Genomic DNA, 14,183 nt, shown 5'->3' with positions numbered 1-14,183 from the left:
CCCGGGCGCGGTCCGCCGCCCGTCGGGCCTCGGCCCCGCCCGTCGGGCGGCGGACCGCGCCCGGGAGGGCTCCGGTGCGGTGAGGGCCCGGTGGCCCCGGGCCCTCACCGCCGCCCGCCCCGTCAGCGCGCCGTGCTCAGCGCGCCACGCTCAGCGACAGCGCGAAACGCCCCTCCCCGTCCGTCCACCACCGGACCGGCTCCATGCCGGCGGCGTCCAGTTCCCTGCGTACGCGCTCCTCGCGGAACTTCGCCGAGACCTCGGTGCGCAGGTCCTCGCCCGCGGCGAAGTCGACGGCGAGACCGAGCGCCGGGATCTTCACCGTCTGCCGCTCGCGCGAACGCAGCCGCATCTCGATCCACTCGTGTCCGGCGTCCCACACGGCCACGTGGTCGAAGGCGGCCGGATCGAAGTCGGCGCCCAGTTCCCGGTTGATGACGGCCAGGACGTTCCTGTTGAACGCGGCCGTCACCCCGGCCGCGTCGTCGTACGCCCGGACCAGTACCTCCTCGTCCTTGACCAGGTCCGTGCCGAGGAGCAGCGCGTCACCGGGGGCGAGCGCGGCGCGTACGGACGCCAGGAACGCGGTGCGCTCCTCGGGCAGCAGATTGCCGATCGTGCCGCCGAGGAACGCCACCAGGCGCGGCCCCGGGGTGCCGGGCAGCGTCATGCTGCCGGTGAAGTCGTCGACCAGGGCGTGCACGTCCAGCCCCGGCCGCTCGGCGGCGAGTGCCCGGCCCGCCAGGGTCAGGGCGCTCTCGCTGACGTCGACGGGGACGTACGTGTGCAGCCCGGTCAGGGCGTCGAGCAGGTGCCGGGTCTTCTCCGAGGAGCCGGAGCCCAGTTCGATGAGGGTGCGGGCCCCGGACACCTCGGCGATCTCACCGGAGCGGGCGAGCAGGATCTCGCGCTCGGCACGCGTCGGGTAGTACTCCGGCAACGCGGTGATCTCCTCGAACAGCTCACTGCCCCGCGCGTCGTAGAACCACTTCGGCGGCAGCGTCCTGGGGCTGCCGGTCAGGCCCTGGAGGACGTCGGCGCGCAGGGCGGCCCCGGTGGCGTCCTCGGGCAGGGTGCGGGTGAGACGGAACGGACTCACGTGCGGGACTCCTTCGGTGGTGCCGGTGTGTGCGGTGCCGGTACGGCGCCCGTCCGGGCGTCGTCCGGCTCCTTGAGCGGGGTGAGCAGCACGTCCGTGCGGCTCGCGGCCAGCAGCGTGCGGTCGGGGACCTCGCGCCAGTGCGGATCGTCGTCGTACGGCTCGGAGGCCACGACGGTGCCGCCGCCCGGCCGGGCGAGGTACCACAGCGTGTCGCCCCACGCGGTCGCGGTGATCATGTCGCCCTGGGTGAGCAGCAGGTTGAGCCGGGAGGCGGGGGCCGCCGCGGCGACCTCCAGCACGGTGTCGGCCAGCGCCTGCCCCTCCTGGTCCCCGGCCCGCAGCCTGGCGAGCACCAGGGCCCACACGAACGCGGAGTCGCTGCGGGCCTCGAGCGACAGCACGTCCTCGGGCGGCAGGGTCCGCACGAGCGGCGCGAGCGCGCCCGGCCAGCCCCGCACGGCCCCGTTGTGGCTGAACAGCCAGGCCCCCGCGGCGAACGGCGCCGCCGCGGCCTCGGCGTCCGCCCCCGGCCGGGTCGCGTCCCGTACGGCCGCGAGCAGCGCCGGGGCGCGCACGACCCGGGCGAGGTCGGCGAACGAGGGGTCCCCCCAGACCGGCCCCGCCCGGCGGTACCGGGCCGGCACCGGGTCCCCGGGGGCGTACCAGCCCACCCCGAACCCGTCGGCGTTGACGGTCCCGTACCGCTGGCGCCGGGGCGCCCACGACTGGCGGTACAGCCCGTGCGGCGGGTCCACGAGGAGCCGGCCGAGCGGCTCCTCCGGCCCCACGTAGGCGAGGTGACGACACATCAGAAGCTCTCCGAGCGGGCCGTGCGGAACCCGGAGAAGATCTGCCGCCGGACCGGGTGGTCCCAGTTGCGGAACGTGCCCCGGCAGGCCACCGCGTCCACCGCGAACGAACCGCCGCGCAGCACCTTGTACCCGGACCCGAAGAACACCTCCGAGTACTCCTTGTACGGGAACGCCCTGAACCCCGGGTAGGGCAGGAAGTCGCTGGACGTCCACTCCCACACGTCGCCGATCAGCTGACGCACCCCGAGCGGCGACTCACCGGCCGGATAACTGCCCGCCGGTGCGGGCCGCAGGTGGCGCTGGCCGAGGTTGGCGTGCTCCGGGCCGGGGTCGGCGTCGCCCCAGGGGTAGCGCGCCGAGCGGTCGCCGGCCGGGTCGTGCCGGGCGGCCTTCTCCCACTCGGCCTCGGTGGGCAGCCGGCGCCCGGCCCAGCGGGCGTACGCGTCCGCCTCGTACCAGCACACGTGCAGCACCGGCTCGTCGGGCGGCACGGCCTCGGTCGCGCCGAAGCGGCGCCGCAGCCACTGCCCGCCGTCCCGGCGCCAGAACAGCGGGGCGGTGACCGAGTTCCGGCGGATGTGGGCCCAGCCCTCCGCGGTCCACCAGCGCGGCTCGTCGTAGCCGCCGTCCTCGATGAACGCCTGGTACGCCGCGTTCGTCACCGGGGTCGTGTCGATGTGGAACGGGGCCACCTCGCGCCGGTGCGCCGGACGTTCGTTGTCCAGCGCCCACGGCTCGTCCGAGGTGCCCATGGTGAACGGACCGCCCGGGACGAGCACTTCGGACGGTCCGGTGAACAACGGCACCGGCCGCGGGTCCGGGGCCGTCAGGACCCGCGGACCGCTGCGCAGCTGGTGGGTGATCAGCATCGTCTCGTCGTGCTGCTGTTCGTGCTGCGCGACCATCCCGAAGGCGAACCCCGCCTCGGTCAGCCGCTCACCGTGGAAGGCGGTGCTCTCGAGCACGTCCAGCGCCCGGCCGCGCACGTCCGAGACGTAGCGGCGGGCCTCCTCGGGGGGCAGCAGCGGCAGCTTCGGCCGCTCGGCGCGCGGGTGCTCGAAGGCGTCGTAGAGGCCGTCGATCTCGGGCCGCATCGCCTCCTGTCCGCCGACGGCCCGCAGCAGCCACTGCTCCTCCTGGTTGCCTATGTGAGCGAGGTCCCACACCAGCGGCGACATCAGCGGTGAGTGCTGCGCGGTGAGGTCGGGCCCGTCGACACAGCTGGTCAGCAGGGTGGTCCGGTCGCGCGCGGTGATCAGCGAGGCGACCGCGCGCTCGCGCAGGGCTTCGGCGTCGAGGGCGGGGTCGGTCATGAGGAGGTGTCCTTCCCTTGCGGGTGCGTTCCGTGCGGGGCGGGAGTGCGGGGAGCGGTGCGGGGGTGCGGGCCGGGGGTGCCGTCGGCTCCGGCGCGCAGGGCGTCGAGCAGGTCGTCGGCCGGGCAGCGGCCCCGGGCGACGTAGCGGTCCCGGTACGCCGCCACCGCGTCCACGACCCCGGTCGTGGCGCCGAGTCCGGGCAGGGCCCGCAGCGCCGCCGCGAAGCAGAGGGCGGCCACCTCGCGCAGCTCCGGGTCGGCCAGGCCGTCGCGGGCCGCGTCCCGCCACAGCGGGTTGTGCGGGGCGGGCGCGCCGTGGGTCCGTTCGGCCAGGGGCTTCACCGCCCGGTAGGCCGTCTCGGAGGCCTCCGGATCGTCGAACAGCGCCGTCGTCACGGCCAGCGGCACGATCCATCCGTGGTCACCGGGCTGCGCGTCGATCATCCGCAGCTCCAGGTGGCCGCGCGGCCTGACGGGCGGGAACAGCGTCGTGAGGTGGTAGTCGAGGTCCTCCCGGGTGGGCGCCCTCGGCACACCGGACCTGGTCCACTCGCGGAAGGTCAGCCCGTCCGGCACGTCCCACGGTCCGCTGTCCCGCCGCACGCACATCACCGGCGCGTCCAGGACGTGCCGGGTCCAGGCGCCGCGCGGCTCGGAGTCCAGGACGGGGCCGCCCGCGCGGTCGGCGCCGATCTGGGTCCAGCGCAGCTGCCGGGTGGACAGCCAGCCGGTGGGCCGGTGCCCGGCCAGCGGGGAGTTGGCGAAGGCGGCCAGCAGCACCGCCCCCAGCTGGTGCGCCAGCCACCAGCGCCGCACATGGCCGAGGGTGCCGGGTTCCTCGTACCCGGCGTCCAGGCACACCTGCACGGAGGCCGAGGCGCACATCATGGCGCGGCCGGCGGGGCCGGTGCGGTCGAGGCAGGCCTCCATGGCGTCGTAGCGCGGTTCGCGCAGGAACCGGCTGGGTGCGTGCCGGGGTTCGTGGCCGAGGCCGACGAGGCCGAGACCGTCCTCGCGCAGGACTGCGCGGACGGCGTCGAGGTCGGCGCGGACGGCGTCGACGCACTCCATGAGGGAGGCGGCGGGCCGTGAGCTGAGCTCCAGCTGGCCGCCGGGCTCGACGGTGAGCGCCGAATCCAGGGGCACGGTCCGCAGCGCCGCGTAGGCCGCTTGGAGCCGTTCGGGTGTCACGGGGAGCCACGGGGCCCGCAGCTCGTGGACCAGCCACTCCACCTCCACACCGAGGCGGCGCGGGGGACCGGTCTTGAAGCAGATGCCCCGTACGAGGGCCTCCGCGTCGGCTTCGGTGATCACGGAACGGGGCTCGGGGCAGTCGCTTGCCGGATCGGACATGCGGGAATCCTCCTGAGATGCCTCCATGTCGCCTGTCCCGGGTCCCTTTGCCGGGCAGGCATCGACTCGTCCAGCCAAAACCCTCACGGGGCCCGGCACAAGGGCGCCCGGCGGACGTCCGGGGCCGGCCGCCCCTCTTCGCCGTCCGTTTCCCGGGCCTTCTCCCGCCCGCCTCCAGGGCCTCCCACGGGGAAACTCCGTTGCGTCGCCTCCCCAGGATCGCTCACGATGCTCGTATGAGCACGACGGGGGAGGGGCCGGACCCCATGCCGGCGGGCGCCACGGGGGCGATCGCGGGGCGCGCGGTCACGACGCGTACGGGGGTCGCGGCGTGAGCGCGCGCCTGCGCGGCATCGCGCGGGAGACCGAGCGGATCGTGGCGGCGGGGGGCTACCGCGCCCCGGCCGACGGCCGCGAGGTGCGCCTGGCGGCGGCGGTCGGGGCCGCCCGGGACGGCACGCGGATGTACGGGCCGGCACCGCTGCGGGTACGGGTCCCGGCGCATGTGCCGGTGCCGGTCCTCGCCCCCGCCCCGGCTTCGCAGCGCTCCCCGGGACCGGACCCGGCTCCGGGCGCCGACGGGGCCCCGCCCTCGTCCTTCCGGCCGGTGGGGGCCCGGATCGAGGTCACCGGGGAGAGCAGCCTGGAGGCCGCGCGCCGGCTCACGGGAGAGGGGGACGGCACGCACGGCGTCCCCGCGGTGCTGAACTTCGCCTCCGCCCGCAACCCCGGCGGCGGCTACCTCAACGGCGCCCAGGCCCAGGAGGAGGCGCTGTGCCGGGCCTCCGCCCTGTACGTCTGCCTGCTGCGGGCGGCCGAGTTCTACGACCACCACCGGACGCACCGCGACCCGTTCTACACCGACCGGGTGATCCACTCGCCCGCCGTGCCCGTCTTCCGCGACGAGCGCGGCCGGCTCCTCGACGAGCCGTTCCCCGTCGGCTTCCTCACCTCGGCCGCGCCGAACGCCGGCGTGATCGTGCGGACCGCGCCGGAGCGCGCGGCCGAGCTGCCCCGCGCCCTGGAGGCCAGGGCGGAGCGGGTGCTGGAGACCGCCGTCGCCCACGGTTACCGGCGGCTGGTGCTGGGCGCCTGGGGCTGCGGGGTCTTCCGGAACGACCCCGCGCAGGTGGCGGCCGCGTTCCGGGCGCTGCTGGAGCCGGGCGGACGGTTCGCCGGGGCGTTCGAGCACGTGGTGTTCGGGATCCTGGACCGGACACGCGGGAGCGGGGTCCGCGCGGCGTTCGAGCGGGCCTTCGCGGACCTGGCGCAGGCCTCCCGGGGCACCCGGGGGCGGACCGGATGAGGATCAGTCCCAGCCGTACCGCTCGCGCAGCCGGTGACGCACCAGGTTGAACCGCATCCGGTCCAGGGCGCACGCCTCGCGGCGCATGCCGTCCTCGTGCAGCCGCAGCACCCGGTCGAGGGCGATCCACGAATCGCGGCCCGAGCGGTCCCACGGCCCGCTCCCGATCGGCACCCAGTCCCGGTCCCCGGTGCGCCGCCTGCTCGACAGCCGCACCGCGAGGAAGGTCCCGGCCGGTTCCCGCGCGACCACGAGGACCGGACGGTCCTTGCCCCGGCCGTCGTCCTCCTCGTAGGGGACCCAGGTCCAGACTATTTCCCCGGGGTCGGGGTCACCGTCGTGTTCGGGCGAGTACTCCGTGCGTACCCGCCCCACCCCGCCGGGCTCGGCCTCCGTGGTGGCGGTGGGGCCGAAGCGGCCGGGGGCGTCGTCAGTGCGGTGCTCGGTCACAGCCGTACCGTACGGGACCCCACCGGGACCGTGATCAACCGCCCCGGCCGGCAAGGGCGTCCCGCGGATCCCGGTGGCCGCGGCGTACGGAGCCCGGGGCGCGAGCGGCACACCGGGCACGTACGGCACACCGGGGAGGGGGTCACACGGCGCCGTGCACGCTCGCACCCGTGAGCTCCCTGCCCGAGACCATCCCGGCCTCGATCCGCACGAACACCCCGTCCCGCATCGGCATCCAGGAATCGGGGCCGGTCCGCAGCAGCCGCTCGTGCTCGACGGGATCGGTCACCACCGCGGCCCGGCCGGTGACCACCACGCTCCATCCCCCCCGGTGCCCGGCGTGGAACTCGTCGGCCTCGAAGGCCACCACGACCCCGTCGATCGCACGCACCAGGTCGGAGTCCCGCGAGGTGCACAGCAGCACGGAGGAGTCCGTGTCCAGGGAGAAGTTGACGGGCAGGACGGCGGGCAGTGCCTGGCGGGTGTACACGACGCGGCCGACCGGCACCCCTGCCAGCAGGCGCAGGCACTCCCGGCGTTCGAGTGCACGGAAACCATCGCTCTGGAACATCAGTCCATGGTCGGCGGCCGGTCCCGGCCGGGCTAGGGCCGGACGGCCCTGATGGGCCACCGGCCCTCCCCGGAAACGGCCGCCCGTGCGTGAGAACGGTACGAGGGGGTACTCCGGGGGCCGGTGGGGTCCGGCAGGGACGGCCGGGCCCTGCCGTCGCACTCCGTTCACGTTCGAATGGCCAGAAGGAAAGCCGGTGCCATGGGCAAGACCGCACTGATCGTCATCGACATGATCAACACCTACGACCACCCGGACGCCGAGCTGCTGATGCCGTCCGCGGAGTCGGTCGTACCGGTCATCTCGAGCCTGCTGCACCGGGCGCGGCAGCGGGACGCCCCGGTGATCTACGTCAATGACAACTTCGGGGAGTGGCGCTCGCACCACGGAGAGCTGCTCGACAAGGCGCTCGCCGGACCGCAGGCGCACCTCGTGGAACCACTGCGGCCGACCGACTCCTCGCTCTTCGTGGTCAAGGCCCGTCACTCGATCTTCTTCGAGACGCCGCTGCACTACCTCCTCCACCAGCAGGACGTCGACCGGCTCGTCCTGTGCGGCCAGGTGACGGAACAGTGCGTGCTGTACTCCGCGCTCGACGCCCACATCCGCCACCTCGACGTGGTGGTCCCCCGCGACGCCGTCGCCCACATCCACACCGACCTGGCGGACGCCGCCCTGCGGATGATGGAACGCAACATGAACGCACGCGTGTGCGACAGCGACGACCTGTGGGCGGAGTGACGGCGCGGGCCGTCCCCCCGGCACGGGACCGGGACGCCCGGCCCCGCGCGACACTGGCCGCATGGCGCGCATCCCGGACTCTTCGGCCGCTTCCTCCCCCTCCTCCCCGCGGCCCCTGCCCGCGGAGCTGCGCCCCTACCTGCGCGAGCTGCTCCACCGCACCCGCGCCGTCTGCGGCCCCCACCTGGTGAGTGCCCTCGCGGTCGGGTCCGTCGCGCTGGGGGACTACCGGCACGGGCGCAGCGACGTCGACGTCACGGTCGTGGTGGACCCGGCGCTGCCCGGCCGGGCGCTGCACGAGCTGGCCGGCGCGCTCGCCCACCCCGCACTGCCGTGTCCGGCGGCCGGTCTGGAACTGGTCGTCTACGACGCCGGCTTCGCGGCCCGCCCGTCGGACGAGGCCGGTTACCTGCTGGACCTCAACACCGGCGCGGCGCTGCCGGAGAAGGCGAGTCTCGACCCGGGGGAGTCCGCGCCCTTCTGGTACGTCATCGACCGCTCCATCGCCTTCCACGCGGGGCGTCCGCTGTTCGGCGGGCCGGCGCGGACGGTGATCGCCGAACCGTGCCGCGCCGCACTGCTCGTCGCGTTGCGCGCCTCCGTCCGCGAGCACGCCGACGGCGAGGGCCATCCGGCGGACAACCGGGTCCTCAACGGCTGCCGCTCCCTGGTGTTCTGCCGCACGGGCCGGTGGCTCCCCAAGCGGCGGGCGGGGGAGACGGTCGCCGCCACCGAAACCGACTTCCGGGACCTCGTCGAAGCAGCGGTGCACAGCTTCGAACGCCCGCGCGGATCCGCGCTCCCCCTCCCACCCGCCGGCGTGCGCGCCTTCCTGAACCGGGTGGCCGACCGCGTCGACGAGACCGCGGAGGCGGAGGCGACCGGGGAGACCTGGACGGCCGGGGAGGCCGGATAAGGGCGCGGCCCCGGGTCCCCGCGGGACGGCCGGCACGCCCGGCCGAGGCGCAGGTCCTGACCGCCCGTACCGACTCCCCGCGAGCGGAATCCGCCCCTGCGATCCGGGCGACGGATCGGGGCCCTCAAAGGGGTAGCCAACCCGTCGGGACGAGCGCGCCCGGGCACCCGCCGGTCGCCCGCCCGCGGCCGGCGAAAACCCCTCGACGGCAAGAGGAACAGCCGTCTACCCTTCGCCGTGCGGCATCGCGTGCCGGTCATCGACCGGATGAGGCATGGAGGCGCCGCGCATGCCCATGGAGGCATCGACCCGTGTCAGTCGAGTTCAACCACACCATCGTTCTCTCCCGCGACCGGGAGAAGTCCGCCCGTTTCCTCGCCCGGATCCTGGGGCTCGAGGTCGGCGCACCGTCCGGGATCTTCCTTCCGGTGACGACGGCCAACGGCGTCACCCTGGACTTCGCGACCGTCGACACCGACATCCCGTTGCAGCACTACGCGTTCCTCGTCTCCGAGGAGGAGTTCGCCCCCGTCCTCGGACGGCTCGTGGAGGACGGGATCCCCATCCAGGCCGATCCGCACGGCCGCCACCCGCGCCGCGTCAACCGCCACGACGGCGGCCACGGCGTGTACTTCACCGATCCGGCCGGACACGGTCTGGAAGTCATCACCCGCCCCTACGGGAGCGACCCCGACTCCCCGCTCAACGGCGTCACCGAGGAAGTCCCCGGAGCGGTCTGACCCGTCCGGGCGAGCGCCGGGGGACCGGTCCGGGCGGGCCGGGAGCTTGCCCACGCCCCCGGCCGGCCCGGACCGGCCCCGGCGCTCGCCCCGAGGCCCGTTCGGACGCCCGTTCAGACGACGGCGTCCGCGCGCAGGGCCGCGATGTCGGCGGGGGAGTGGCCGAGGTCCTCGAGGATGGACCCGGTGTGCTCGCCGACGGCGGGCACCGGGTCCATGCGCGGCGCGAGACCCGCGAGGTCGGCCGGGGGGAGCAGGGCCTCCACCGTCGCACCGGGGACCGCCACCTCGCGCCGGCGGTCGCGGGCGGTGAGGACCGGGTGGTCGAGGAAGGCGGCGACGTCGTTGACCCCGGCACAGGCGATGCCGAGCGCCTCCAGTTCCCCGAGGAGTTCCTCGGCGTCGGAGCGGGCGAAGCGCTCGGTGATCACGGCGTCGAGTTCCTCGCGGTGCGCCACGCGCGCGGAACCGGTCGCGAAGCGCGGATCGCCGGTCAGCTCGGGGCGGTCCAGGAACCCGCTGCACAGGGCCGCCCACTCGCGCTCGTTCTGGATGGAGAACAGCACCTCGCGGCCGTCCGCGGCCCGGTACGTCCCGTACGGGGCGATGGTGGCGTGCCGCGTGCCCAGGCGCGGGGGCTGGCTGCCGCCGTAGCGGGTGTAGTAGGCGGGCTGGCCCATCCACTCGGCCAGGGCCTCGAACAACGACACCTCCACGGGGTGGACGGTGCCGGCGGTCGCCCGGGTGTAGAGAGCGGTGAGGACCCCGCTGTACGCGTACATCCCGGCGGCGATGTCGGCCACCGAGATACCGGTGCGGGCGGTCCCCTCCGGTGTTCCGGTCAGCGACACCAGGCCCGTCTGGCACTGCACCAGCAGGTCGTACGCCTTGCGGTCGGCCCAGGGACCGCTCGTGCCGTAGCCGGAAACGGTGCACGGGATCAGGCGGGGGTGGCGCCGGGCGAGTTCGGCGGTGCCCAGACCCAGCCGGTCGGCCGCGCCCGGTGCCAGGTTCTGCACGAACACATCGGCCCCGGCGAGGAGCCGGTGCAGGATCTCGCGGCCCCGCGGATCCTTGAGGTTCAGGGTGAGGGACTCCTTGGAGCGGTTGAGCCACACGAAGTAGCTGGAGTGGCCGTGGACGGTCGTGTCGTAGCGGCGGGCTAAATCGCCCTCGCCCGGCCGCTCCACCTTGATCACCCGGGCCCCGAGGTCGGCGAGCTGCCGGGTGGCGTACGGGGCGGCCACGGCCTGTTCCAGACTGACCACCGTGACCCCGGACAGGGGGTGTCTGCGCACGTCCACGTCTTCCGCTCGCTTTCCGTTCGTCCTCCCGGACCGGCCCCGGCCGTCCACCGCCCCGTCCGCCCGATCAGTACAGCCGGTGCGAGCGGCCTGTCAACGGCCGCCTCCGGTCGGCCCGGCCCGCTCAGCCGCGTGTCCCGCGCGCCCGGGCGCGCGGGATCCCGGCGGGCGGCCTGCCGCGGGTGACGACGCGCGTGCCGCGGCCGTCGACGGCACGGCCCTGGAGCGAGCCGCATCCGCAACGGGTCCACAGCGTGCTGCCCGCGGCGGTGCCGTGCCGCGACAGCAGCCGGAACGGCTCGGCGTCGTCCGGCCATCCGCAGTACGGGCAGACGGCGCCGGTCGTTCCGGTGGTCGCGTGCGCGCCGGTCATGGTGGCTCCTCGGTTTCTCGGTGTGGGGCTCCCGGTACGACGTGGCCCGGTCGGCCACTGCCGCACACCAGGGTGCGCGGCACCTTCCGTACACGTCCAGGTTGACTTTCCGTACTCGACCGTGAAGCGTGAACTACATGATCGACCTGCGCCGACTGCACGTCCTCAGGGCGGTCGCCCACTACGGCACGGTCACCGCGGCCGCCCGCGCCCTGCACTTCACCCCGTCCGCCGCCTCCCAGCAGATCCGCCAGCTCGCCCGCGACCTGGGCGTCGACCTGCTGGAACGGCAGGGGCGCGGCGTACGGCTCTCCCCGGCCGCCGAGAGCCTGCTCGCGCACGCCGACGCCATCGAGACCCGCTGGGAACAGGCCGAACTGGATCTGCGGGCCGACCACGGAGCCCCCGCCGGACTGCTGTGGGTCACCGGGTTCCCGGTGGCGGTCTCGGTCCTGCTGGCCCCCGTGGCGGCACGGCTGAGCGCCCGTCATCCCCGGCTGAGGGTACGGATCCTGGAGGCGGAGGTGTCCGAGAGCTTCGACCTGCTCTTCGAGGGGGCCGTCGATCTGGCGGTCGTCGAGGCGACCCCGCTCAACCCGCCGCTGAGCGACGTGCGGTTCGACCAGCGGCCCCTGCTGGAGGATCCGTTCGACCTCGTGGTCCCCGAAGGGCACCCGTTGGCCGGACGCGGGCAAGTCGGCCTCGAGGAAGCGGCGCGCGAACCGTGGATCGCGCCGGTGCCGGAGAGCCCCTGCCGGACCCATGTGATGTCGGCCTGCGGCGCCGCCGGGTTCACCCCGGACGTCGTCCACCACGCCCGCGACTGGAACGTCACCGCCCATCTCGTGGCGCACGGGCTCGGCGTCGCCCTGATCCCGCGCCTGGCCCAGCTCCCCCCGCACCTGCCGATCACCCGCGTACGCTGCACCGGCGGCCCGCACCGCACCCTGCTGACCTGTACCCGAGGGGGCGGCCGTGCCCGCCCGGCGGTCGAGGCCGCGCTGCGGGAACTGCGGGAACTGGCGCCGACGGCCGTCGGTTGAGGACGGTCCCCGCATGAGGGCCCCCGTCCACCGCATGAGGGCCCCGTCGGCCGTGCCACCGGGCTCCTCGGCCCCGCGCCGCCGGCCCCGCCGCGCGAGGGAACCGCGCCCGCCCGGTCGGCCCGCTCCGGCGACGGGTCCCGGCGGGTGGGGCCGCGTCGGGCGGTGGGTGCTCCCCGCGACGGTCAGGGGGCGGTGCTGAGCCAGGGCATCGGGTCCATGTACTGCCCGTCGAGGAGGACCTCGAAGTGCAGGTGGGGGCCGGTCGACAGGCCGGTGGAGCCCACGAGTCCCACCGGGGTGCCGGCGGTCACGGTCCGGCCCGCGGTGACCTGGAGGGCCGACAGGTGGCTGTAGGTCGTCTCCAGCCGCTTGCCGTCGATCGTGCCGTGGTCGATCACCACACGGTTGCCGTACGCCGCGGTCATGGCCGCGAACGTCACCCGGCCGTCCCGCGTCGCGAACACCGGCGCTCCCTGGGGCGCGCCGAAGTCCACCCCCGTGTGGAGCTTGGTGACACCGGTGAGCGGGTGCTCGCGCGAGCCGAACGGCGAGGTGACGGGGAGCGCGCCCGCGGGCGGGACCAGGATGGCCGAGGCCTTCCGGTCCTCGGCCGCGTCGGGGTTCTGCCGCACGAGGGCCTCGTACCGCGGCAGCCGCTCCCTGACCTTCTCGAGGAACGGGCGCGCGGCGGCCGGCACGCGGCCCGCCCGCGCCACCTCGTCCGTCCCCGCCGTGTACGCGGCGAGGGTGAGGTCCACGAGGTTGCCGCTGACGGTCCCCTTCGTCCTGAGGCCGGTCACCTCCTCGGCGAGGGCGCAGTCGTACCGGCCGAGGGCCATGACGGCGTCCGCCGGATCGAGGGGCGAGGAACGGCCGTTGGCGTCGTCGTCCCGGCCCCAGGTCCGCCACTGGGCGTCGGTGAAGCGTGCGATTCCCTGCTGGGAAAGGCTGGCGGTGTCGTTGTCCCACCCGGACAGCTGGTCGATCTGGGCGGCGAGGAGGGAGGGGGTGACGACCTCACAGGCATCGGCGGCTTTGCGCAGCCAGGGGACGTAGGAGGCGTCGACGTTGCTGACGGACTTCGGTGCCGGGTCCGGCCCCTGGGACAGATCGGGGGAGAGCACACCGGTCAGGGCGAGGAACCCCGAGACCCCGACGATCACCACCATGGTGGACACCACGACCAGGGCCAGGGGGCCGGGGCCGCGGCGGCGTCGCGGACGGGTTCCGGAGGGAGCCGGCGTCGCCGACGGCGGCTCGCGGTCCGCAGACCGGTGGTCCGGCGGTCCGCCGGTGACGTCGCCCCGGGGCGGTGCGCTGACGGCCGGTTCGGCCGGGGCCGTGGGTGTGACCGGCTCCGGACGTCCCCCGGGCGGGCCCGGGGCCGTTCCGCCCCCCGCCGGCCCGTCCGCGGTCGCCGGGTGAACGGCCCCGACGCCCCTTCCGTCCCCGGTCACGTGTCGTGTCCGCTGTGCGAGGGTGCGGCGACCGGCCGCGATGACGGAGGGAAGTTCAGACTCACGTTCGGATGCTACGGGTGCCCTGACGAGACGTCACCGGCCGGCGAGGCAGGGAGGATTGCCCGAAAGGGCGGACCCGGTGTCCGGGAGAACGCGCGCGAGGGCCGCTCGGGGGCGGGTGTCTTCACGGCCGTGGACGGGCGGGGTCCGCGCCCGCCGCACCGCCGGGCTCCTCGCCACCGGGGTCCCGCGGCCCGGGTGCCCCGGCGCGCAGTCCGTCCATGACGATGTCCAGCAGCCGGGTGGCCCTGGGCCGCCAGTCCCCGGCGGGGTCGAGCTGCCACAGGCCGCCGATCGCGAGCACCAGGTCGTCCGCGGTCACCCCGGGCCGGATGGTCCCGGCCTCCTCGCAGGCGCGCAGCAGGAGTTCGGCCGCCTCGACCACGGGGTGCGGCCCCGGCTTCGCCGGGCCGCCCGGTGCTCCGGTCGCCTGCCTGATCGCGTCGGCCAGTCCCGCCTTGGTCATCGCGAACAGGGCCAGCCGGTCCATCCACGCGCGCAGGGCGCGGTCGGGCTCCCGGGTCTCCAGCAGTCGCGCCGCGCTGTCGGCCACCTGGCGCATCTCGTGCCGGTAGATCTCCAGGACGAGGTCCTCCCGGGTGGGGAAGTTCCGGTAGAGCGTGCCCTGGCCGAC

At 75.0% G+C, this 14,183-nt stretch carries 15 protein-coding genes; 5 read left to right on the top strand and 10 right to left on the bottom strand.

Translation table 11 applies throughout. The annotated features are described in order from the left end of the window. Positions 1–136: 136 nt before the first annotated feature. Genes egtD through egtA form a run of 4 tightly spaced genes read right to left on the bottom strand, consistent with a single transcriptional unit; the run spans position 137 to position 4,582 of the window. Complete coding sequence (gene egtD, locus AOK18_RS15325) at positions 137–1,099, bottom strand: L-histidine N(alpha)-methyltransferase (protein ID WP_055571394.1); 963 nt, start codon at positions 1,097–1,099, stop codon at positions 137–139. Beyond that, entirely contained in the window at positions 1,096–1,911 is an 816-nt protein-coding gene (egtC, locus tag AOK18_RS15320; protein ID WP_055694720.1) for an ergothioneine biosynthesis protein EgtC, read from the bottom strand. Before egtC ends, egtD begins: the two co-directional genes overlap by 4 nt. Next, on the bottom strand, positions 1,911–3,227 hold the full coding sequence (egtB, locus tag AOK18_RS15315; RefSeq protein ID WP_055694719.1) for an ergothioneine biosynthesis protein EgtB: 1,317 nt from the start codon (positions 3,225–3,227) through the stop codon (positions 1,911–1,913). Before egtB ends, egtC begins: the two co-directional genes overlap by 1 nt. Beyond that, a complete protein-coding gene (egtA, locus tag AOK18_RS15310; protein ID WP_055694718.1) occupies positions 3,224–4,582 on the bottom strand; it encodes an ergothioneine biosynthesis glutamate--cysteine ligase EgtA in 1,359 nt (452 codons plus the stop codon). Before egtA ends, egtB begins: the two co-directional genes overlap by 4 nt. 331 nt (positions 4,583–4,913) lie before the next feature. On the opposite strand from egtA, the gene AOK18_RS15305 reads away from it, so the two are divergent. Further along, the gene (locus AOK18_RS15305) at positions 4,914–5,888 is read left to right on the top strand and encodes a TIGR02452 family protein (protein WP_055694717.1); all 975 of its coding nucleotides are present in this window, start codon (positions 4,914–4,916) and stop codon (positions 5,886–5,888) included. Positions 5,889–5,891: 3 nt separating this feature from the next. On the opposite strand, the gene AOK18_RS15300 is transcribed toward AOK18_RS15305, so the two are convergent. Together AOK18_RS15300 and AOK18_RS15295 are read right to left on the bottom strand one after the other, a co-directional pair. Then, positions 5,892–6,338: a type II toxin-antitoxin system PemK/MazF family toxin gene (locus AOK18_RS15300; protein ID WP_055573843.1), complete on the bottom strand. Its 447-nt coding sequence runs from the start codon at positions 6,336–6,338 to the stop codon at positions 5,892–5,894. A gap of 142 nt (positions 6,339–6,480) precedes the next feature. Beyond that, positions 6,481–6,909 carry a pyridoxamine 5'-phosphate oxidase family protein gene (locus AOK18_RS15295; protein ID WP_055694716.1) on the bottom strand — a complete coding sequence of 143 codons (429 nt, stop codon included), beginning with the start codon at positions 6,907–6,909 and terminating at the stop codon, positions 6,481–6,483. A gap of 201 nt (positions 6,910–7,110) precedes the next feature. On the opposite strand from AOK18_RS15295, the gene AOK18_RS15290 reads away from it, so the two are divergent. The 3 genes from AOK18_RS15290 to AOK18_RS15280 all read left to right on the top strand — a co-directional run bounded on the left by AOK18_RS15290 (position 7,111) and on the right by AOK18_RS15280 (position 9,306). Then, complete coding sequence (locus AOK18_RS15290) at positions 7,111–7,650, top strand: cysteine hydrolase family protein (RefSeq protein ID WP_055694715.1); 540 nt, start codon at positions 7,111–7,113, stop codon at positions 7,648–7,650. 61 nt (positions 7,651–7,711) lie between these two features. Continuing rightward, a complete protein-coding gene (locus AOK18_RS15285) occupies positions 7,712–8,566 on the top strand; it encodes a DUF4111 domain-containing protein (protein ID WP_055694714.1) in 855 nt (284 codons plus the stop codon). A gap of 311 nt (positions 8,567–8,877) precedes the next feature. Further along, a complete protein-coding gene (locus AOK18_RS15280) occupies positions 8,878–9,306 on the top strand; it encodes a VOC family protein (protein WP_055570883.1) in 429 nt (142 codons plus the stop codon). A 113-nt stretch (positions 9,307–9,419) separates the two neighbouring features. Here the strand turns inward: AOK18_RS15280 and AOK18_RS15275 are convergent, their stop codons facing one another. Further along, positions 9,420–10,610: a CaiB/BaiF CoA transferase family protein gene (locus AOK18_RS15275; protein ID WP_055694713.1), complete on the bottom strand. Its 1,191-nt coding sequence runs from the start codon at positions 10,608–10,610 to the stop codon at positions 9,420–9,422. A gap of 124 nt (positions 10,611–10,734) precedes the next feature. Next, a complete protein-coding gene (locus tag AOK18_RS15270; protein ID WP_055694712.1) occupies positions 10,735–10,983 on the bottom strand; it encodes a hypothetical protein in 249 nt (82 codons plus the stop codon). Positions 10,984–11,120: 137 nt separating this feature from the next. Between AOK18_RS15270 and AOK18_RS15265 the strand changes: the two genes are divergently transcribed. Beyond that, positions 11,121–12,026, top strand: a complete 906-nt coding sequence (locus AOK18_RS15265; RefSeq protein WP_055694722.1) for a LysR family transcriptional regulator — start codon at positions 11,121–11,123, stop codon at positions 12,024–12,026. Positions 12,027–12,211: 185 nt separating this feature from the next. Here the strand turns inward: AOK18_RS15265 and AOK18_RS15260 are convergent, their stop codons facing one another. Both AOK18_RS15260 and AOK18_RS15255 read right to left on the bottom strand, forming a co-directional pair. After that, complete coding sequence (locus tag AOK18_RS15260) at positions 12,212–13,198, bottom strand: peptidoglycan DD-metalloendopeptidase family protein (RefSeq protein WP_055694721.1); 987 nt, start codon at positions 13,196–13,198, stop codon at positions 12,212–12,214. A gap of 475 nt (positions 13,199–13,673) precedes the next feature. Continuing rightward, positions 13,674–14,183, bottom strand: a 510-nt coding sequence (locus AOK18_RS15255; RefSeq protein WP_055694711.1) for a TetR/AcrR family transcriptional regulator, incomplete at its 5' end; no start/stop codon positions are given.

Source organism: Streptomyces prasinopilosus, from assembly GCF_001419695.1.
Lineage (GTDB): Bacteria > Actinomycetota > Actinomycetes > Streptomycetales > Streptomycetaceae > Streptomyces > Streptomyces prasinopilosus.
Note: the sequence above shows the minus strand (reverse complement) of the source record. Positions and strands in the feature narration are given on the sequence as shown.